The following is a 17934-nucleotide window of genomic DNA, read 5'->3' as shown; positions in this document are numbered from 1 at the left end:
ATGACAACCTTAAACCGATTCTTCCCCGGCGACCGCATCATCCGTTTGCAGTTGCTGATCATCGTCGCCGTTGCCGTGTTGTTCTCATTCACGCTGGGCGGCAGTTTCTACAGCGTTGGTAATTTCCAGTCGATCTCTTCGCAGTTGCCGATTCTGGGCATGCTGGCGCTGGGGATGGGCATCACCATGCTCACCGGCGGTATCAACCTTTCAGTCATTGCCGGTGCCAATGCCTGTTCGCTGGTCATGGCGGCCATTCTGGTGGCACATCCGGATCAGCCGCAATATTTCGTGCTGGCGATGCTCGCCGGTCTGGCTGTCGCGGTTGTCATTGGCGTACTTAACGGCGCGCTGATTGCGTATATCGGTGTCTCGCCGATTCTGGCAACGCTTGGCACCATGACACTTATCGCCGGGCTGAATATTCTGCTGACCAACGGCGCGGTGATTTCCGGCTTCCCGGCGGCGATTCAGTATCTGAGCAATGGCAGTCTGCTGGGCATTCCCGTCGCCCTGCTGCTTTTCCTGCTGGTGGCGCTGTTGTTGTGGGTTTTACTCGAACACACCACGCTTGGCCGCAGTTTGTATCTGATGGGTTCCAACGAACAGGCCACGCGCTTCAGTGGCGTCAATACGCACAAAGTGACCATCGCGGTGTATGTGCTTTCCGCCCTGCTCGGCTGGGGCGCGGCACTGCTGATGATGTCCAAATTTAACTCGGCAAAAGCAGGCTACGGTGACTCGTATTTGCTGGTAACCATTCTGGCCTCCGTGCTCGGCGGAATTAACCCCGACGGCGGCTTCGGGCGGGTCATCGGACTGGTACTGGCGCTGATCGTCCTGCAAATGCTGGAAAGCGGCCTGAACCTGATGGGCGTCAGCAGTTACCTGACAATGGCTCTGTGGGGCGGCGTCCTGATCCTGTTTATCGCTCTGCAAAACAGAAAATCTTAAGCGAAAGCTTTTTACCGAAGGGAAAGAACATGGCGAGTTATTTTATTGGAGTAGACGTAGGAACCGGCAGCGCCCGCGCGGGCGTCTTCGACATGACCGGCCGCATGGTCGGCCAGGCCAGCCGTGAAATCACGTTGTACCGCCCGAAAGCCGATTTCGTCGAACAGTCTTCCGATGAAATCTGGCAGTCCGTTTGCAACGCCGTGAAAGACGCGGTGAATCAGGCGGACATCAACCCGATTCAGGTGAAAGGTATCGGGTTCGACGCCACCTGTTCGCTGGTGGTGCTGGATAAAGAAGGCAAACCGCTGACCGTCAGCCCGTCCGGGCGCAGCGAGCAAAACATTATTGTCTGGATGGATCACCGCGCCATTACTCAGGCTGAGCGCATCAACGCCACCGGCCACCGCGTGCTGGAATTCGTTGGCGGGATTATTTCGCCGGAAATGCAGACGCCAAAATTGCTGTGGCTGAAACAGCATATGCCCACCACCTGGAACAACGTCGGCCACCTGTTCGACCTGCCGGATTTTCTGACCTGGCGCGCCACACAGGACACCACCCGTTCGCTGTGTTCTACCGTCTGTAAATGGACCTATATCGGCCATGAAGACCGCTGGGATCCCAGCTATTTCCGTCAGATTGGGCTGGAAGATTTGCTGGAAAACAACGCGGCGAAAATTGGCAGTGAAGTGAAAACCATGGGGGAACCGCTCGGACACGGTCTGACCCAGCGCGCCGCCGCAGAAATGGGGCTGATGGCTGGCACGGCAGTCAGCGTTTCCATTATCGATGCCCACGCAGGCAGCCTCGGTATTCTCGGTGCCAGCGGCGCCTCCGGTGAATCGGCCGATTTCGACAACCGCATCGCGCTGATTGGTGGCACGTCCACGGCACATATGGCGATGTCCCGCAGCGCACGCTATATCGGCGGTATCTGGGGGCCATACTATTCGGCCATTCTGCCAGATTACTGGCTGAACGAAGGTGGACAATCCACTACCGGGGCGCTGATTGACCATGTGATTCAGTCGCATCCGTGTTATCAGGATTTACTGAAACAGGGCAAAGACAGCGGCAAAACCATCTATGAAGTGCTCAACGGCATTTTGCGAAAAATGGCCGGTGAACCGGAGAATATTGCCTTCCTGACCAAAGACATTCATATGCTGCCCTATTTCCACGGCAACCGTTCACCGCGCGCTAACCCGACGCTGACCGGTACGCTGACCGGCCTGAAACTCTCGCGTACGCCGGAAGACATGGCGCTGCATTATCTGGCCACCATTCAGGCGCTGGCGCTGGGCACCCGCCACATTATCGAGACCATGAATCAGAGCGGATATCGCATTGATACCATGATGGCAAGCGGCGGCGGCACCAAAAACCCGGTGTTTGTGCAGGAGCATTCCAACGCCACAGGCTGCGCGATGTTATTGCCGGAAGAAAGCGAAGCGATGCTGCTCGGCAGTGCCATGATGGGCACCGTCGCGGCGGGCGCCTACGACTCTTTGCCAGAAGCGATGGCCGCCATGAGCCGCATCGGCAAAACCGTGACACCGCAAACCAACAAAATTAAAGAGTATTACGACCGTAAATACCGCGTATTTCATGAGATGTACCACGACAGCATGAAATATCGCCGCCTGATGCAGGGGGAAACCCAATGAATGCGGATGAAGAATTTACCCTGGCGTGTCAGGGCTGGCAGACCTACAGTCAGGAATTACTGGCGTTACAGCATCATCTCGATGCTGATATATGGCAGCAGTTACTGACGCTGGTCACTGGCTGTACGGGCAAAATTGCCGTCACAGGCGTCGGCACGTCGGGCATTGCCGCGCGGAAAATAGCCCACATGCTGGCGTGCGTCGAGCAACCGGCGGTGTATCTGAGCGCCACCGATGCCGCCCACGGTGACTTAGGATTTATGCGCAGCAACGACCTGATGATCCTGATTTCCCGTGGCGGCAATTCTGAAGAGCTGACGCGCCTGTTACCGACGCTGAAAGCCAAAGGTGTGGCAATCATCAGTGTGACGGAGAATCTGGATTCGGCGATTGCCCGCGCCGCCACGCTGGTGGTGAAAACGCATATCCGGCGGGAAATCGACCCGCTCAATATGCTGGCCACCACGTCTGTCGTGCTGGTGCTGGCGGTGTTCGATGCATTGTGCGGCAATATCATGCTGCGCAACGGTTTCGATCAGCAAAGCCTGCTGAAAGTGCATCCGGGCGGAAATGTGGGCAAGACGCTGCGTGAGCAGGATCTGTGAACAACATCCTCAACCTTTAATCTCTTCCGCCACCAGCGCCGCCAGAATGGAGATGGCGCGCGCGGTGTGCGGCCCCCATTCGAAAGAGGTATTGATACGGATGCAATGGCTGAAGCGCTCGTCGGCAGAGAACATGGTGCCGGGGGCGACGCTGACGCCTTTTGTCAGCGCGCGCTGATAGACCCGCGCCGCATTCACATTGTCACCCAGATCCAGCCACAGAAAATAGCCGCCTGCAGGTTGCGTCACCGACACCTGCGCCGGAAACTCCGCCAGAATCGCATGACGCATCGCCATCTGCCGTTGTTCGAGTACGCGCCGTAAGCGTCGCAGATGGGTATCGTAACCTCCCTGCTGTGCCCCCTTTTGCAGATAATCGGCTAACGCCAGCTGAACCGGCACGCTGGCCGATAACGTGCTCATCAGTTGCAGGCGCTGAATACGTTCAGCATAAGCCCCCGCCGCCACCCAGCCCACGCGAAAGCCCGGCGCGAGGGATTTCGAAAACGATGAGCAATGCAGAATGTCGCTGCGATAATCTGACGCCTTCAGCGGCACCGTTCGTTCGCTGCCAAAATACAGTTCGCTGTATACGTCGTCTTCGATCAGTGCCACTTTATGCGCCTGCAAAATACTCACCAGCCGTGCTTTTTTCTCCGGCGGCAAACTGCATCCGAGCGGGTTCTGAAAACTCGACATCAGCCAGCAGGCTTTGATCGGATAAAGTTTCAGCGCCTGTTCCAGCGCATCGGGATCCATGCCGTAACGCACGTCAGTCGGAATGGCGATGGCTTTTAATTTGCGCCGTTCAATCGCCTGCAATACGCCGTAAAAAGCCGGCGATTCGATAGCAACCCAGTCACCCGGCTCTGTCACCACCTGCAAACTTAACCCGAGCGACTCCATCGCTCCCGACGTAATGACGATTTCATCGGGCGCGACTTCAATGCCATTTTGCGCATAGCGCTGTGCAATGCTGCGGCGCAGTTCTTCATTACCCGGTGGCAGATTCGCAATGGCGCTGTGCGGGGACATCCGGCGCACCGCGCTGGCCAGGGAACGCGCCAGACGTGGCTGCGGAAAAAGTGTCGGATCAGGAAACGCGGAACCGAGTGGCACCACGGCGGGATCTTGCCCGGCTTTGAGAATGTCGAAAATGGCGTCATTGACGTCCACCTGCTCTGCAGCATGCAAATACCCGTCGGGAGATGGACGCACCGGCCGCTGTATGCCCGCGGCCACGTAATAACCAGACTGCGGACGCGCGACAATCACCCCCTGACTTTCCAGCAACTGATAGGCCTGCAAAACCGTCATCAGACTCAGGCCAGACTGTTTGCAGGTATCACGTAGGGAAGGCAGCCGGTCGCCCGGCAACCAGACCTGCGTATCAATTTGTCTGCGCAACGTACGCGCCAGCGTTTCATAACGGGATTGAGTCATAATTCATCAGCACTGTTATAGGAAGTGTTAATCAAATGATAACTATTATGCCTGATTTTGCGCTTTTCCCCGGAGTAAACTGTTCATCAACAGCAATCAATGTTTACCCGGGAGGTATGGCGGCGAAACATTCGCCATGGTAATGTGTGAATTCATCGCATTACTCAGATTTATCTGAGCTTCCCTTCACACCTGTTCGCGCAACCTTACGCTTTCTAAACACTTTCTCCACGATCGCTGGAAAAGTAACACCACGCCTTTCACTCTTTTACATCCACACCGCATTACTATTCATTGGATTGCGTAGACTTGTTTTCGTCGAAACAAAACGGGCGAATTGCCTGAATCTCCAATGAGGAATTTAATTATGCGTAAACTTACCGCAATGATTGTGGCTTCAACTCTGGCTTTGAGCTCTGCTTCTTTCGCATTTGCTGCTGAAACCGCAGCCACACCGGCCACTGATGCCACGACCGCGACGCACGGCAAAATGCTGCATCATAAAGGACCGCAACATATGAACCCGTTTGCGGCGCTGAACCTGACTGAGCAGCAGAAAACGCAGATGAAAGAAATCATGAAAGACAGCGGCGCGCGCCCTGACCGCGCAGCGATGAAAGCCCAGATGGATCAGATGCACAACCTGGTGGCTTCCGACAGCTTCGATGAAGCCAAGGTGAAATCGCAGATTGATACCATTACCAAAGCACAATCTGATCGTATGCTCGACCGTGCCCGCGCAGAGAACAAAATGTATAACCTGCTGACACCAGAGCAGAAAAAACAGTTCAATGAGAACTACCAGAACCGAGCGGCCAAAATGGAACAGATGCGTGACCACAAACCGGGTCAGGAAAAACCAGTAACCGCTGAATAATTGACTGACCAGACAGGAGAACCGGCCCCCGTGGCCGGTTTTTTTTGCTTTTTTACTTACCCGCCACAACTTTATTGTCATCCGACCAGTCTTCTCTGCGCAAAGCGTCAGCCCCATCACAAATTCATCTTTAACTTCATACTTTTCTGTATAAACACATTATTTTTAAACAGTAATTCAACAAAGTCGCAACCGCATTCGGCCATGCGACCCTTACCTCTCTACATCACACTCTCTACATAAAAAGTGGCTGGCTATCACCGGACCACTCATAAGGAGTTGTACATCATGAAAAGCGTCAAGTCCGGGATAACCTGGCTGGTGGTGGCGTTAATCGGGGCTTTTGCCTTTGGAATGCTGGCCCTGAGCCGGGGCGAACACGTTAACGCCCTGTGGCTGGTGGTCGCTGCCGTTGCCTGTTACAGCATTGCCTACCGTTTCTACAGCCTGTTTATCGCAGAAAAAGTCTTCGAACTCGATGACAAACGCATGACACCTGCCGAGCGTCGTAACGACGGGCTGGATTATGTGCCGACCAATAAATGGGTCTTGTTCGGCCACCACTTTGCCGCCATCGCAGGCGCGGGTCCGCTGGTCGGCCCGATACTGGCTGCGCAAATGGGTTTCCTGCCGGGCACGATCTGGATCCTGGTCGGCGTGATGCTCGCCGGTGCGGTGCAAGACTTCCTGATCCTGTTCATCTCCACCCGTCGTGACGGCCGTTCACTGGGCGAAATGGCAAAGCAGGAACTGGGCAGTTTCGCGGGCGTGATCACCATGCTCGGCGCGCTGGGCGTGATGATTATCATTCTTTCCGCGCTGGCGTTAGTGGTTGTCAAAGCGCTGGCCGATAGCCCGTGGGGTCTGTTCACCATTGCCGCGACCATTCCCATTGCCCTGTTTATGGGCATCTATATGCGTTTTCTGCGTCCGGGGAAAATTGCAGAAGTGTCGGTGATTGGCTTCGTGCTGATGATGCTCGCCATCGTTTACGGCGGCAACGTCGCAGCGGATCCTTACTGGGGACCGTTCTTTACCCTGCACGGCACCACGCTGACCTGGGTGCTGGTGATCTATGGGTTTATTGCCTCGGTATTGCCGGTCTGGCTGCTGCTGGCGCCGCGCGATTACCTGTCGACATTCCTGAAAATTGGCGTCATTGTCGGGCTGGCGGTCGGTATCGTCTTCGCGATGCCGGAAATGAAAATGCCCGCCGTCTCCCGCTTTATTGATGGCAGCGGCCCGGTGTTCTCCGGCAGCCTGTTCCCGTTCCTGTTTATCACCATCGCCTGCGGCTCGATTTCGGGTTTCCATGCGCTGGTGTCCAGCGGCACCACGCCAAAACTGGTTGAGCGCGAAAGCCATATCCGCTTTATCGGTTACGGCGCGATGTTGATGGAATCCTTCGTGGCGATCATGGCGCTGATTTGTGCGTCCGTTATCGACCCGGGTGTGTATTTTGCCATGAACTCACCGGCAGCCCTGATCGGCACCACGGTGGAAAGTGCCTCGCAGGTGATCAACGGCTGGGGCTTTGTCATCACGCCGGAAATCCTGACCCAGATCGCCAAAGATGTCGGCGAACAGTCGGTACTTTCCCGTGCCGGTGGCGCACCGACCTTCGCCGTCGGGATGGCGCACATTATTACCGAGGTGTTCAACAGCCGCGCGATGATGGCTTTCTGGTATCACTTCGCCATCCTGTTTGAAGCCTTATTTATTCTGACCGCCGTGGATGCCGGCACCCGCGCCTGCCGCTTTATGGTGCAGGATCTGGTGGGCGTCGCCGTCCCTTCTCTGGCCAATAACCGTTCCTGGATAGGCACCTTCGCCGGTACGACCGTCGCCGTCGCAGGCTGGGGCTTCTTCGTATATCAGGGCGTGGTCGATCCGCTGGGCGGCATAAATACTCTGTGGCCACTGTTTGGTATCGGTAACCAGATGCTGGCGTCGATGGCGCTGATCCTGGGGACCGTCGTGCTGTTCAAAATGAAAAAACAGCGTTATGCGTGGGTGACTATTTTGCCGACCGTCTGGCTGTTTATCACCTCCATGACAGCGGGCTGGCAGAAGATTTTCCATGAAAAACCGTCAATTGGCTTCCTCGCGCAGGCGAAGAAATTCTCTGCCGGGATCGACAGCGGCGAAATCATTAAACCGGCCAAAACGCTGGCGGACATGCAAACCATCGTGCTGAACAATCAGATCAACGCCATCCTGTGTGGATTCTTTATGCTGGTGGCGGTCACCATGCTGATTTCAGCGTTCTTCGTTATCCGTCGCGCGCTGCAATCGAGCACACCGACAGTGCATGAAACGGCTGTTGTTCAACGTCGCGAGGCCCGCCATGTCTGATTCAAGAGCATTATTTAAAACCGCGCGCCCTGCGGCGTTACACGTCATCCGCTGTCAGCCGTTGTTCACCGTGCAGCCAAAACCACACAATGTGACCGGCTGGCTGAAACTGGCGATAAAACGCACTGCTCAGAGTTTTCGCCTGATGGTCGGCGTGCAGGATTATCAGAATTATGTCCGGCACATGAAGGTCAGACACCCGGAAATGACGCCGATGACGGAACGCGAATTCCACCGGCGATGCCTTGAAGCGCGGTTCCCGAGCGAAGGCGGGAAAATGGGGAAATGTCCGTGCTGACATCAGAGTGACCCCTCCGGCTCAGTCACGATGTCGTGTTTTACACCTTCCTCTTCGCACAGGGGAAGGTGTCGTCACACCACCTGAAATGCAAAACCTTTTATATTTTTTAATTGCCCGGTGATGTCAGCCTGAAACCTCACAGTGAAATGTGTTGTCTTGTGATTTTAGCCCCCTCGTATCTGGTGATAATTTAGCCGCATTAGTTTTATTGAGAATTCATTTTTACTTCTGAGGGCATCACTATGATCGAGGCAACACATATCCGGGACATCCTCCTGATGGATCACCGTATTGTACTTTGCGTCATTGGAATGGCGGCGTGGGGCGGGATTGTTCGCTATATCATGCTCAGGCAGCAGAAACCCATCCTGGATGAAATCAGGGCATGCCTGTTGCAGATTGTTGTTTCCTGCTTCAGCGGAATGCTGTTGAGTATTTTCGTTCTGTCACGCAACGCCAACGATGACCGGTTACTGGTCATTGCCGGTTTGGGCGGGGTATTTGCCGGGCCACTTCTCACCCTTATCGGTAAGAGAATCGCTGGCTTTGTTGACAACTACAGTCCGGCGTCTAAATAAGCGCATTCACCTCTTCCCCGGCAAAATCTATACGCCGGGGATTTTTTTACCTTGCTCTGGTTGGCTGAATGTTAACGCCCCGCTTAACTCGCCACTAACATCGGCTCTGCCACCGGAGCCGTCTGTTCGAAAACCAGAGACAGCAGGATCTTCTTCACCGCCATGGCTTCCTGCGATAACGCCAGCGTTTCACAAACACACAGCGAAAGCGGAACCTGAATCGCCGGACTGCTGATGCATGACATCCAGGCTTTAGCCGGACCCGTCATGGTGCGGGCAGCGGATTCAGGCAAAATAGTCGCCCCCAGACCGCTGGCAACGGCGGCAGTCAGCGTGGCGGAAGATTCAATTTCACCAATGATATTGGCACTTAAACGGCGCAACGCCATCGCATCATCCACCAGACGGCGGGTGACATTGTGGGAACGCGGCATGAACAGGTTTAGTTTTGCCACCTCAGCCAGTTCGACATATTTACCCGGATTCGGCACAGAATGCGCGCCGACCAGATACAAATCTTCTTTCATCAGCGGCTGACTGCTCAACCCTGAGGCCACGCTGGTGCCATAAAAGACCGCCATATCCATACGCCCGTTGAGCACTAAATCGCCCAGCGCAGTGCCGAAATTCTCGTTGAGATACAGCAGAATGCCCGGGTGCTGCTTGCGGACAGCCTGTAGCAACGGCAGCGCCAGTCCGGAGGCGGCAGTGCCCGGCGCAAGGCCGACAGAAACCTGTCCGCTAAGCGATTGTCCGGCGTTATTCACGGCACTGTGGATTTGGTCGCACTGGCGCAAAATGGCCTGGGCGTGGGAATAAAGAATATTACCTGCTTCGGTAGGAGTGACGCCGCGCTTGGTGCGAATCAGCAATTGTTGCTGCAATTCCCCTTCCAGTGTCGCCAGTTGCTGGCTTAATGCCGGTTGGGCGATATGCAGAACATCAGCGGCCTGTGTCAGGCTGCCAATATCGACGATTTTCACAAAGTATTTCAGACGTCTGAGATTCATCTCTGTCTCCATTTTGCGCGAAAAGGGATAACCCTGGACTGTTGTTATGAAGGTAAGTTATCTACGCAAACGATTAGCGTGACTGATAAAAGCAAGATTTACGCCAATCTCCGGCATGCAGATTAAAAACGCCTGCTTCAGAGGCTAATACCTCAAAATATAAGAGAAAACTATTACGCGTGACGTATGGGAAACAGAGGGCGCGGGGAATCTCAGAGGGAATTCACTGCGCTGATAAAGAAGGATGCACCAATATCATGCATTCTTATAGGTCACCCTTATAAATTAGCAGGGTTAATAACAGCGATGCCACGAAACAGATTCGCAGCATCACGTCCTGACGTCGCGTTTATATTGACGGGATCATGCCGCCATCGACGCGGATCACCGAACCGGTCATATAGGACGCCTGCTGGCTGGCAAGAAACGCCGCCACAGCGCCATACTCTTCCGGTTTACCGTAGCGTTTTGCCGGAATGCTGGCGGCACTTTTTGCTGCTACCTCTTCGACCGATGTCCCTTCCCGCCCGGCGCGTGCGGCATCGAGCTGGCCCAGACGCTGCGTGGAAATACGCCCCGGCACCATCACGTTAACCGTGATGCCGTCACCCGCCACTTCGGAGGCCAGCGTTTTCGACCAGCCGACCAGCGCCATGCGTAAAGTATTCGACATGCCGAGGTTGGCAATTGGCGCGATCACGCCCGACGACGTGCTGGTAATAATCCGCCCCCAGCCCGCATTGTGCATATCCGGCAGCACTTTATCGGTCAGTTGAATAAGCGAACTCACCATCGTGGAGAACTGAGATTGCCACGCATCCGGCGCGACGCCAGCCGCCTTCGTCGGCGGTGGCCCGCCTGAGTTGTTTATCAGAATACCCACCGGTCCGAATGTGCGGCGGATTTGCATCAGCACATCATCAAAGCTTTCCGGTGCTGTCAGATCCAGCACCCACGCCTGCGCGGTACCGCCCTGTTTTTCAATCAGGCTGACAGTTTCCTGCAACGCACTGAGCGTTCGCCCGCAAACCGCCACCTGAACGCCTTCGCCTGCCAGGGCAATGGCCATCGCACGGCCTAAACCGCCGCCTGCGCCACTGACCAGCGCCACGTGGCCCTGAATACCAAAATCCATCACTTTTTCCTCTGGTTTATGTAAGACAAAAACAGCGGATCACCCCACTTTGCTGACTTTGTTAAGCACCATCTGATAAGCCGATTGCAGGTGGCTGCGCATCATGTCCGCCGCCGCTTCCATCCGCCCTTCCAGCACGGCGTCGATGATGGCGACATGTTCCTCGCACCATTCGCGCACACGCTGTTTATTGGTGTAACTGCCGAACTCCAGCAGGCGGCGCAGCCGGTTTTGCTGCTGAATTGCCTGTAAAACAAAAATATTGCCGCTGAACTCCGCCAGCATTTCATGAAAGGTGGCGTCCGTTTCGAAAATCTGACGGCCATCAACGGCCAGAATATCCGGATGCGTAATCAGATAAATATGCTGCATCCGCAGGCGGCGCAGCGCGCTTTTATCGGCGTGAAAACCTGCCGCCATTAGCGCGCCCGGCTCAATCATCAGACGGAATCCGTAGCCGTTACTCAGCGCTACATCGGTATTCAGGGTCGGTAAGAATGACCAGCCATGCCCCTTATTGCGGGCGATCAACCCGTCTTCCGCCAGACGCAGCAACGTGCGCGCCAGCACACCACGATCGACGTCATAGCGCTGGGCGATTTCCGTCTGCGTCAGGGAATCCGGCAACTTTCCGGCGATACGGTCTTTCACCAGTTGCTCGTATAAATCCTGATCATTACTGGCGGGGATATCAATGCTGATGCGCTGAAGTTCATCGAAGGCTTTCAGCAGGAAAAAACCCTGATTGCGTCGCGCTTCGATAATGCCTAATTCACACAGTAATTTCAGGGCAGTACGCACCGGCGTACGCGACACACCGAGCATATCAGCCAGTTGTTGCTCCCTGAGATGATGACCTGGCTCAAATTTTGCTTCACGTATCAGGTCAAGGATTTGGTTTGCCAGACGCCTTCCGCTGGCTGTCGTAGTTTGGGTCATGGAATAGCAGCACCTGAAAGTATTTGTTGTTTAGGTTTGTACAATATCACAAGCCTTGAGGATGGTGAAGTCTGGTTACAAAGCCCCCAAATCGTGCAATTAATGCACCAAAAAAGAGCCTTGACTCACAAATTTAATTGTATTTAATGAGACACAAAGAGCAATCCTGCTCATGGGAAACTGGAGTCTGTCATGTCAAAAAAAGCTTTTTTGCGTCGATATGCCGCCGTCTCTCTGGCCGCTATTTGCCTGAGTGCCCCGTTGTTCAGCCAGGCTGCTGCGCCAGTTCTGGTCAGTAAAGGTCATCTGACGTATGGCACCGCCGCCACGTTCATGCCGTTTGAATTTACGAAAGACGGCAAGCTGACCGGTTTCGATATCGATCTCATCACCGCCCTGTCGAAAAAACTGGCGCTGACACCGGAACCGATGTCGATGGAGTTCAAAGGACTGATCCCCGCGTTGCAGGGTAAACGTCTCGATATCATCAACTCAGCGATGTACATCAACCCGACCCGTTCTGAGCAGGTGGATTTTGTGCCGTACCTGAAAATCGGCAGCCGCGTCATTGTGGCGAAAGGCAATCCGGAAAAAATCACCGGCCGTGATTTGTCCCTGTGCGGCAAAAACATCGCCGTGACGCTGGGCGGCATTGAAGAAAGTCAGGCGCGTGCAGACAACCAAAAATGTCTGGATGCGAAAAAACCGGCGCTGACCGTGCTGACCTTCCCGGCTGCCACGGATTCCGCCGTCGCAGTGGCACAAAAACGTGCTGATGCAGAATTCCTGTCAACGCCGGGTGCTGTGGCGCTGCTGAGTGAAAAAGGCGATACCTTCGAAGCCGTCGGCGCTGAGTTTGAAGCAGACACGCACATCGGTTTTGCCGTGCGTAAAGGCGATACCGAAATGAAATCGCTGCTGGAAAAAGGCCTTCAGGACGTGGTGAAAGACGGAACTTATCAAAAAATCATCAGCAAATGGCAGTTCCCGGCTTCGGTGTCCATTTTCTGAAACCGTGATGTTAAGTAAAGCGTTGCCCTGACGTTGAGGAAAGTTCATGTCACTTGATCTTGTTTGGCAATACCTGTTCTCACCGGCGTTCTTTCAGGGCGCATTAATGACCTTGTTGTTAACGGTGTGCTCGTTGTTCTTTGGCATTATTGCGGGGCTGGTGCTGGCCCTGCTGCAGGAATCCCGCTTCCGGGCGGGATCCGTTCTGGCCTTCTTCTATCTCTGGTTATTTCGCGGCACACCGGTGCTGTTCCAGATTATTTTCGTTTACAACGTCCTGCCAACCTTCGGCCTGCGCTTCTCCGCTTTCACCTGTGCGGTGATGGCGCTGTCCTTAAATGAAGGGGCGTATATGGCGGAAATTTTACGCTCCGGCTTACAGGCCGTGCGCAGCGGACAGCGCACGGCGGGGATGGCCCTCGGCATGACTCAGAGCCAGATCATGCGCAAGATTGTGTTGCCACAGGCCGCGCGCATCGTGTTGCCGCCGATGGGCAATCAGATGATCAGCATGCTGAAGTCGAGCGCACTGGTGTCGGTGATTGCCGTGCAGGAACTGCTGCTTATCGCCAATCAGACCGCCAGCGCCAGCTTCCGATATTTCGAAGCACTGTGCGCCGCAGGGATTTACTACCTGGTGCTGACTTCCGTATTCATGGTCGGACAGGCCTGGCTGGAACGTTCGCTTGATCCGAAAAAGCGCAAGAAACCCGCGCTGTCACTGACTGAACGCCTGCTGCGCAGCAGCACGCCAAACTGAGGAGAAGTCCGTGAGTCAATCCAAACCGGTTCTGGAAATCATCGGCGTCGATAAACATTTTGGCGCACAACACGTGCTTAAAAACTGTTCCCTGAATGTGGTTCAGGGCGAAACCGTGGTGCTGATTGGTCCGTCAGGTTCAGGCAAATCTACCCTGCTGCGCTGCATCAATTTGCTGGAGCCGATCCAGGGGGGGGCGATCTTCTTTCGCAATCAGGACATCACCCACGCCAGTATCGAGCCGCATAAATTACGCCGTGACATCGGCATGGTGTTCCAGAACTACGAACTGTTTTCCCATCTGACGGCGGCCGAAAACATCATGCTCGCGCCGATGACCGTGCTGGGCGTCAGCCGCAGTGAAGCCGAGGCGCAGGCACTGGAACTGCTCGGCAAAGTACGAATTCCTGATAAAGCCGATTCGTTCCCGGATGAACTTTCCGGCGGCCAGCAGCAACGTGTCGCCATTGCCCGTGCACTGGCGATGAAACCCAAACTGATGCTGTTTGACGAGCCGACTTCGGCGCTCGACCCGGAAATGATCCGCGAAGTGCTCGACGTGATGGCCGATCTCAGCGCCGAAGGCATGACCAGCATTGTGGTCACGCATGAAATGGGCTTCGCGAAACGTGCAGCCAATCACATCGTCTTTATGGAAAACGGCGAAATCATCGAAAACGCGACCGGCGAAAAATTCTTCGGCGGCGATGTCAGCCTGCGGGCGCAACGTTTCTTAGATCAAATCTTACATTGATCCTTTTCAGCATTCTCAAAACACCTATTGCGCCCTCACCAGGGGCCTGACTTTTGCCACAACACTGTTTTCAGGAGACACCGATGAGTCTTTCATCGCCCGATATCAGCAGAATGAAACGCGATCTTGCCGCACTGGTGGCGATCAACACCGAAAACCCGCCGGGACGTGAACGCGAGGCCGCAGAGCTTATCAGCGCCATGCTCAGCGACATCGGCTTCGACCTGACGCTCAGTGAGTACGCACCGGGACGCACCAACGTGATTGGCAGGCTGGAAAATGGCAGCGGCCCGTGCTTTGCCTTTAATACCCACATCGACGTCGTACCGGCCGGTGAAGGCTGGCAGCAGGATCCGTTCACCCTCACCGAACGCGACGGGCGGTTGTATGGCCGCGGAGCCTGCGACGCTAAAGGCCCGCTGATCGCCATGATCGAAGCCATGCGCTGGCTCGCGGCCAACCGCAATGACTGGCGCGGCACGCTGATGGCGATTTTTGTCGCCGACGAAGAAGTCGCCAGCGAAGGCGCGAAGTTTTATGTGCGCGAAGCCCCGGCGCATATCGATTACGTGGTGATCGGCGAACCGACGTCCAACACCACATACTCGGCGCACAAAGGCAGTTTACGTCCGCTGGTTCGCGTTCATGGCGTCACCGCGCATTCCGGCACACCGGAGCTGGGCGAGAACGCTATTTTCCGTGCCGCGCAACTGCTCGGTCTGGTGGAAGAAACGCATGAACATACCGTGCGTTGTCGCTGCCATCCGCTGGTCGGTAACGCCAGCCTGACGGTCACGCGCATTAGCGGCGGACATGCCGATAACGTGCTGCCGGGCGCCTGCGAATTATTGCTCGACCGGCGTATGGTGCCGGGCGAAGACGAAAACGCCGTGAAACAGGAAATTCAGGATTTACTGCAACTGGCGCAGGAAAAATTCGGTGTGCGCAGCGAAATCATCACCTACAAACCCACCACCGGCGGTGCGACCGAAACCGATTCTGACGATCCGATTGTGCGGGCGGGCGTTGAAGCCTGCGCCGCCCAGGGCAATCCTGAACCCGGCCCGTTCGGTTTTCAGGGGGGATGCGATCTGGTGCATTTTCGCAGTCTGGGCACTAAAGGCATCATCATCGGCCCCGGTTCGCTGGCCGTCGCGCATAAACCTGATGAGTTTATCCCCATCGATGAATTCGTGGCAGGCAGCAAAATTTACTGCGATGTTGCCTTAAAAATGCTCAAACGCTGAGGGGAAAACGGTGAAAGCGACATTATATCGCGCCGACCTGCGGTATCCGCATCTGCAACTTTATACCGCCTCGTCGGGCAGTGTGCCGGGGCTGGACACCTTGTATCTGCTGCTTGAAGACAAAAACTTCAACGGGCTGGGCGAAGTGCGCATCAACATGGCGTATCTCAATGGTTACAGCGCCGAACGGGTGTTGAGTGATGTGATCCGTGCGTTGCAGCAACTGGATCTCAGTCAGCCTGCCAGCACAATTTTGCTCAATCTGCCGCAACGGCTGGCGGATTTTCTGGCACCGACACGCATGCTGCTGGATATCGCGCTGCATGATCTGATTGCGCGTCAGGAAGGCATCAGCGTGGCGCAACTGGCGGGCGCAGATAATAGCGAAACGGTGAGTTATCACACCAACCAGACGCTGTTCTGGACGCCGATGGCGCAGATGCTGCAACAGGCGACGGCGTATGTGGATCGCGGTTTTACACAGCTTAAACTGCGCGTCGGCGTGGCTTCGTTCGAAGAAGATGAAGCACGGCTCAGTGCGCTGCGCCGACGTTTCGGGCACGAAATCAGTTTGTCCGCCGATGCCAACGGCCAATGGCAGCCGGAAGTCGCCCGCAGCCATTTAATCTCGCTGGCGAAGTTTGACATGCGTTATCTCGAACAGCCGGTTTCTGACGCTAATGCGCACTATTATCCGGCGCTGGCCGAAGCCAGTCCGGTGCCGCTGATGCTCGATGAAAGCATGAGCAGCGAGGCGGATTTAGAACGCATTTTGGCGCTGAACGGCAAGATTATGGCGCATCTCAAACTGGTCAAAATGGGCGGCATTGCACCGACAATGGCTGCCGCACGACGTCTTACGGCCGCGGGCGTGCCCTTCATGATTGGTCAGATGAACGAAGGCGGTGCCGCTACCGCCGCCGCCCTGCACGTCGCCCGCGCCTGCCAGCCCGCTTACGCCGAACTTTACGGTGCCGACGGGCTGGGCAACGACCCGGTTCACGGCCTTTCCTATCATCAGGGGTTACTCAGCAGCCCGCCGGGCGCGGGGCTGGGTATCCGCTTCACCCCTTCCCAGGCAGAATTTATTCAGGAGTTTGAACAATGACAGCAACATCATTACCCGATACGGGCCGCGTCGTGCCAGGCGCAGAATCTGCGTTTCACGAAGAAGAATATCGGCAGCGCATGGCGAAGGCGCGTCAGTTACTGGTGAAAGCCGGTCTGGACGTGATGGTGATCACCGGGCCGGAAAACATCTTTTACCTGACAGGTCAGCAAACACCGGGCTATTACACTTTCCAGACGCTGGTACTGCCGGTGGAAGGCGATCCGGTGTTTGTTATCCGCCAGCTGGAGTATTTCAACTTCATCTCCAACACCTTTATCCGCGATGCGGCGATTTATACCGATGGCGATAATCCGGTGAATTTCCTGCTCGATGTGCTGAAAACGCGTGGCTGGATGAAGAGCCGGATCGGGATCGATAAACGCGGCTGGTTTCTGCCGATCGCAATATACGAAGCCTTACAGGCTGAAATCGGCACGATCCACGAAGCGGCTGGTGTTATCGAGCAACTGCGCGCCGTGAAATCAGCCGCAGAACTGGAAAAAATGGCGCACGCCGCCCGTTACGTTGACGCCGGCATGCTGGCAGGCCGCGCGGCGATTGCCGCAGGTGCGACAGAAAACGATCTGGTTTCCGCCATGATGGGGGCAGCGATTGCCGCCGGTTCCGAATATATGGGCATGGAACCGCTGGTCTCCAGCGGTCCGCGCACCGGTGTGCCGCACGGTACATGGCGACGCCGTAAAATTCTCGAGGGAGACCCAATTTTCCTTGAAATGGCCGCCACTCATGACCGTTATCACGCGGCCCTGATGCGCTCCGCCTGGCTCGGCAAACCGCCAGCCGTGGCGCTGGAAATGGAAAAAGTCTGTCAGGAAGCGTTGCAGGCTGCACTCGATGCCATCCGTCCGGGCGCGACATGCGAAGCGCCACATCTGGCCTGTCAGGCCGTTATCGACCGCGCTGGCTATACCGATAACTTCAAAAAACGCACCGGTTATTCGATTGGTATTTCGTTCGCACCGGACTGGGGCGAAGGCGCGATCCTCAGCCTTTACAGCGGCATCACCACCGAATTACAGCCGGGAATGACCTTCCACATTCCGCCTGCATTGCGCATTTACGGCGAATTCACCGTTGGTGTTAGCGAAACCATTGTTGTGACCGAAACCGGCTATCGCGCCCTCGGCACAGTGGATCGTCCGCTGACCTTACTTTGATTTTGC

17 protein-coding genes are annotated in these 17934 nt (G+C 55.6%); 13 read left to right on the top strand and 4 right to left on the bottom strand.

Going from position 1 to position 17934, the window contains the following annotated elements; all coding sequences use genetic code 11:
• Genes AACU55_RS22340 through AACU55_RS22330 form a run of 3 tightly spaced genes read left to right on the top strand, consistent with a single transcriptional unit; the run spans nucleotide 1 to nucleotide 3229 of the window.
• The gene (locus AACU55_RS22340; RefSeq protein WP_013575001.1) at nucleotides 1-954 is read left to right on the top strand and encodes an ABC transporter permease; all 954 of its coding nucleotides are present in this window, start codon (nucleotides 1-3) and stop codon (nucleotides 952-954) included.
• Nucleotides 955-983: 29 nt separating this feature from the next.
• Complete coding sequence (locus AACU55_RS22335) at nucleotides 984-2624, top strand: FGGY-family carbohydrate kinase (RefSeq protein ID WP_013575000.1); 1641 nt, start codon at nucleotides 984-986, stop codon at nucleotides 2622-2624.
• Nucleotides 2621-3229 carry a KpsF/GutQ family sugar-phosphate isomerase gene (locus tag AACU55_RS22330; RefSeq protein ID WP_013574999.1) on the top strand — a complete coding sequence of 203 codons (609 nt, stop codon included), beginning with the start codon at nucleotides 2621-2623 and terminating at the stop codon, nucleotides 3227-3229. The genes AACU55_RS22335 and AACU55_RS22330 overlap by 4 nt, the downstream gene beginning before the upstream one ends.
• Nucleotides 3230-3238: 9 nt before the next feature.
• Here the strand turns inward: AACU55_RS22330 and AACU55_RS22325 are convergent, their stop codons facing one another.
• Nucleotides 3239-4672, bottom strand: coding sequence for an aminotransferase-like domain-containing protein (locus AACU55_RS22325; protein WP_134706148.1), 1434 nt, complete (start codon nucleotides 4670-4672; stop codon nucleotides 3239-3241).
• A 367-nt stretch (nucleotides 4673-5039) separates the two neighbouring features.
• On the opposite strand from AACU55_RS22325, the gene spy reads away from it, so the two are divergent.
• The 4 genes from spy (at nucleotide 5040) to AACU55_RS22305 (ending at nucleotide 8783) form a co-directional block, all read left to right on the top strand.
• Nucleotides 5040-5549 carry an ATP-independent periplasmic protein-refolding chaperone Spy gene (gene spy / locus AACU55_RS22320; protein WP_037035864.1) on the top strand — a complete coding sequence of 170 codons (510 nt, stop codon included), beginning with the start codon at nucleotides 5040-5042 and terminating at the stop codon, nucleotides 5547-5549.
• A gap of 288 nt (nucleotides 5550-5837) precedes the next feature.
• Nucleotides 5838-7904 carry a carbon starvation CstA family protein gene (locus AACU55_RS22315; RefSeq protein ID WP_134706147.1) on the top strand — a complete coding sequence of 689 codons (2067 nt, stop codon included), beginning with the start codon at nucleotides 5838-5840 and terminating at the stop codon, nucleotides 7902-7904.
• The gene (locus AACU55_RS22310; protein ID WP_013574995.1) at nucleotides 7897-8202 is read left to right on the top strand and encodes a YbdD/YjiX family protein; all 306 of its coding nucleotides are present in this window, start codon (nucleotides 7897-7899) and stop codon (nucleotides 8200-8202) included. The genes AACU55_RS22315 and AACU55_RS22310 overlap by 8 nt, the downstream gene beginning before the upstream one ends.
• Nucleotides 8203-8447: 245 nt before the next feature.
• The gene (locus AACU55_RS22305; protein ID WP_015689658.1) at nucleotides 8448-8783 is read left to right on the top strand and encodes a phage holin family protein; all 336 of its coding nucleotides are present in this window, start codon (nucleotides 8448-8450) and stop codon (nucleotides 8781-8783) included.
• A gap of 83 nt (nucleotides 8784-8866) precedes the next feature.
• On the opposite strand, the gene nac is transcribed toward AACU55_RS22305, so the two are convergent.
• The 3 genes from nac to AACU55_RS22290 all read right to left on the bottom strand — a co-directional run bounded on the left by nac (nucleotide 8867) and on the right by AACU55_RS22290 (nucleotide 11867).
• Nucleotides 8867-9793, bottom strand: a complete 927-nt coding sequence (gene nac, locus AACU55_RS22300; RefSeq protein WP_013574993.1) for a nitrogen assimilation transcriptional regulator NAC — start codon at nucleotides 9791-9793, stop codon at nucleotides 8867-8869.
• Nucleotides 9794-10142: 349 nt separating this feature from the next.
• Nucleotides 10143-10928, bottom strand: a complete 786-nt coding sequence (locus AACU55_RS22295) for an SDR family oxidoreductase (protein ID WP_134706146.1) — start codon at nucleotides 10926-10928, stop codon at nucleotides 10143-10145.
• A gap of 39 nt (nucleotides 10929-10967) precedes the next feature.
• The gene (locus tag AACU55_RS22290; RefSeq protein ID WP_013574991.1) at nucleotides 10968-11867 is read right to left on the bottom strand and encodes a GntR family transcriptional regulator; all 900 of its coding nucleotides are present in this window, start codon (nucleotides 11865-11867) and stop codon (nucleotides 10968-10970) included.
• A gap of 192 nt (nucleotides 11868-12059) precedes the next feature.
• Between AACU55_RS22290 and AACU55_RS22285 the strand changes: the two genes are divergently transcribed.
• From AACU55_RS22285 to AACU55_RS22260, 6 genes are all read left to right on the top strand, one after another.
• Nucleotides 12060-12878 carry an ABC transporter substrate-binding protein gene (locus AACU55_RS22285; protein WP_013574990.1) on the top strand — a complete coding sequence of 273 codons (819 nt, stop codon included), beginning with the start codon at nucleotides 12060-12062 and terminating at the stop codon, nucleotides 12876-12878.
• A 46-nt stretch (nucleotides 12879-12924) separates the two neighbouring features.
• Nucleotides 12925-13638, top strand: a complete 714-nt coding sequence (locus AACU55_RS22280) for an amino acid ABC transporter permease (RefSeq protein ID WP_013574989.1) — start codon at nucleotides 12925-12927, stop codon at nucleotides 13636-13638.
• A gap of 10 nt (nucleotides 13639-13648) precedes the next feature.
• Entirely contained in the window at nucleotides 13649-14392 is a 744-nt protein-coding gene (locus AACU55_RS22275) for an amino acid ABC transporter ATP-binding protein (RefSeq protein WP_134706145.1), read from the top strand.
• 83 nt (nucleotides 14393-14475) lie between these two features.
• The gene (locus AACU55_RS22270; protein WP_112151789.1) at nucleotides 14476-15639 is read left to right on the top strand and encodes a M20 family metallopeptidase; all 1164 of its coding nucleotides are present in this window, start codon (nucleotides 14476-14478) and stop codon (nucleotides 15637-15639) included.
• Between the two features lie 10 nt (nucleotides 15640-15649).
• Entirely contained in the window at nucleotides 15650-16747 is a 1098-nt protein-coding gene (locus AACU55_RS22265) for a mandelate racemase/muconate lactonizing enzyme family protein (RefSeq protein WP_134706144.1), read from the top strand.
• Nucleotides 16744-17928, top strand: a complete 1185-nt coding sequence (locus AACU55_RS22260) for a M24 family metallopeptidase (protein ID WP_134706143.1) — start codon at nucleotides 16744-16746, stop codon at nucleotides 17926-17928. Before AACU55_RS22265 ends, AACU55_RS22260 begins: the two co-directional genes overlap by 4 nt.
• Nucleotides 17929-17934: the final 6 nt, after the last annotated feature.

This window comes from Rahnella sp. CJA17(1/100) (genome assembly GCF_963881615.1).
GTDB classification, from domain to species: domain Bacteria; phylum Pseudomonadota; class Gammaproteobacteria; order Enterobacterales; family Enterobacteriaceae; genus Rahnella; species Rahnella aceris.
Note: the sequence above shows the minus strand (reverse complement) of the source record. Positions and strands in the feature narration are given on the sequence as shown.

Excerpts from the sequence above, each read along its gene's own strand:
- AACU55_RS22335 (WP_013575000.1), top strand. The coding sequence starts at position 984 with ATGGCGAGTTATTTTATTGGAGTAGACGTAGGAACCGGCAGCGCCCGC.
- AACU55_RS22290 (WP_013574991.1), bottom strand. The coding sequence starts at position 11,867 with ATGACCCAAACTACGACAGCCAGCGGAAGGCGTCTGGCAAACCAAATC.
- AACU55_RS22260 (WP_134706143.1), top strand. The coding sequence starts at position 16,744 with ATGACAGCAACATCATTACCCGATACGGGCCGCGTCGTGCCAGGCGCA.
- AACU55_RS22340 (WP_013575001.1), top strand. The coding sequence starts at position 1 with ATGACAACCTTAAACCGATTCTTCCCCGGCGACCGCATCATCCGTTTG.
- AACU55_RS22310 (WP_013574995.1), top strand. The coding sequence starts at position 7,897 with ATGTCTGATTCAAGAGCATTATTTAAAACCGCGCGCCCTGCGGCGTTA.
- AACU55_RS22280 (WP_013574989.1), top strand. The coding sequence starts at position 12,925 with ATGTCACTTGATCTTGTTTGGCAATACCTGTTCTCACCGGCGTTCTTT.
- nac (WP_013574993.1), bottom strand. The coding sequence starts at position 9,793 with ATGAATCTCAGACGTCTGAAATACTTTGTGAAAATCGTCGATATTGGC.
- AACU55_RS22270 (WP_112151789.1), top strand. The coding sequence starts at position 14,476 with ATGAGTCTTTCATCGCCCGATATCAGCAGAATGAAACGCGATCTTGCC.
- spy (WP_037035864.1), top strand. The coding sequence starts at position 5,040 with ATGCGTAAACTTACCGCAATGATTGTGGCTTCAACTCTGGCTTTGAGC.
- AACU55_RS22305 (WP_015689658.1), top strand. The coding sequence starts at position 8,448 with ATGATCGAGGCAACACATATCCGGGACATCCTCCTGATGGATCACCGT.
- AACU55_RS22330 (WP_013574999.1), top strand. The coding sequence starts at position 2,621 with ATGAATGCGGATGAAGAATTTACCCTGGCGTGTCAGGGCTGGCAGACC.
- AACU55_RS22295 (WP_134706146.1), bottom strand. The coding sequence starts at position 10,928 with ATGGATTTTGGTATTCAGGGCCACGTGGCGCTGGTCAGTGGCGCAGGC.
- AACU55_RS22325 (WP_134706148.1), bottom strand. The coding sequence starts at position 4,672 with ATGACTCAATCCCGTTATGAAACGCTGGCGCGTACGTTGCGCAGACAA.
- AACU55_RS22315 (WP_134706147.1), top strand. The coding sequence starts at position 5,838 with ATGAAAAGCGTCAAGTCCGGGATAACCTGGCTGGTGGTGGCGTTAATC.
- AACU55_RS22285 (WP_013574990.1), top strand. The coding sequence starts at position 12,060 with ATGTCAAAAAAAGCTTTTTTGCGTCGATATGCCGCCGTCTCTCTGGCC.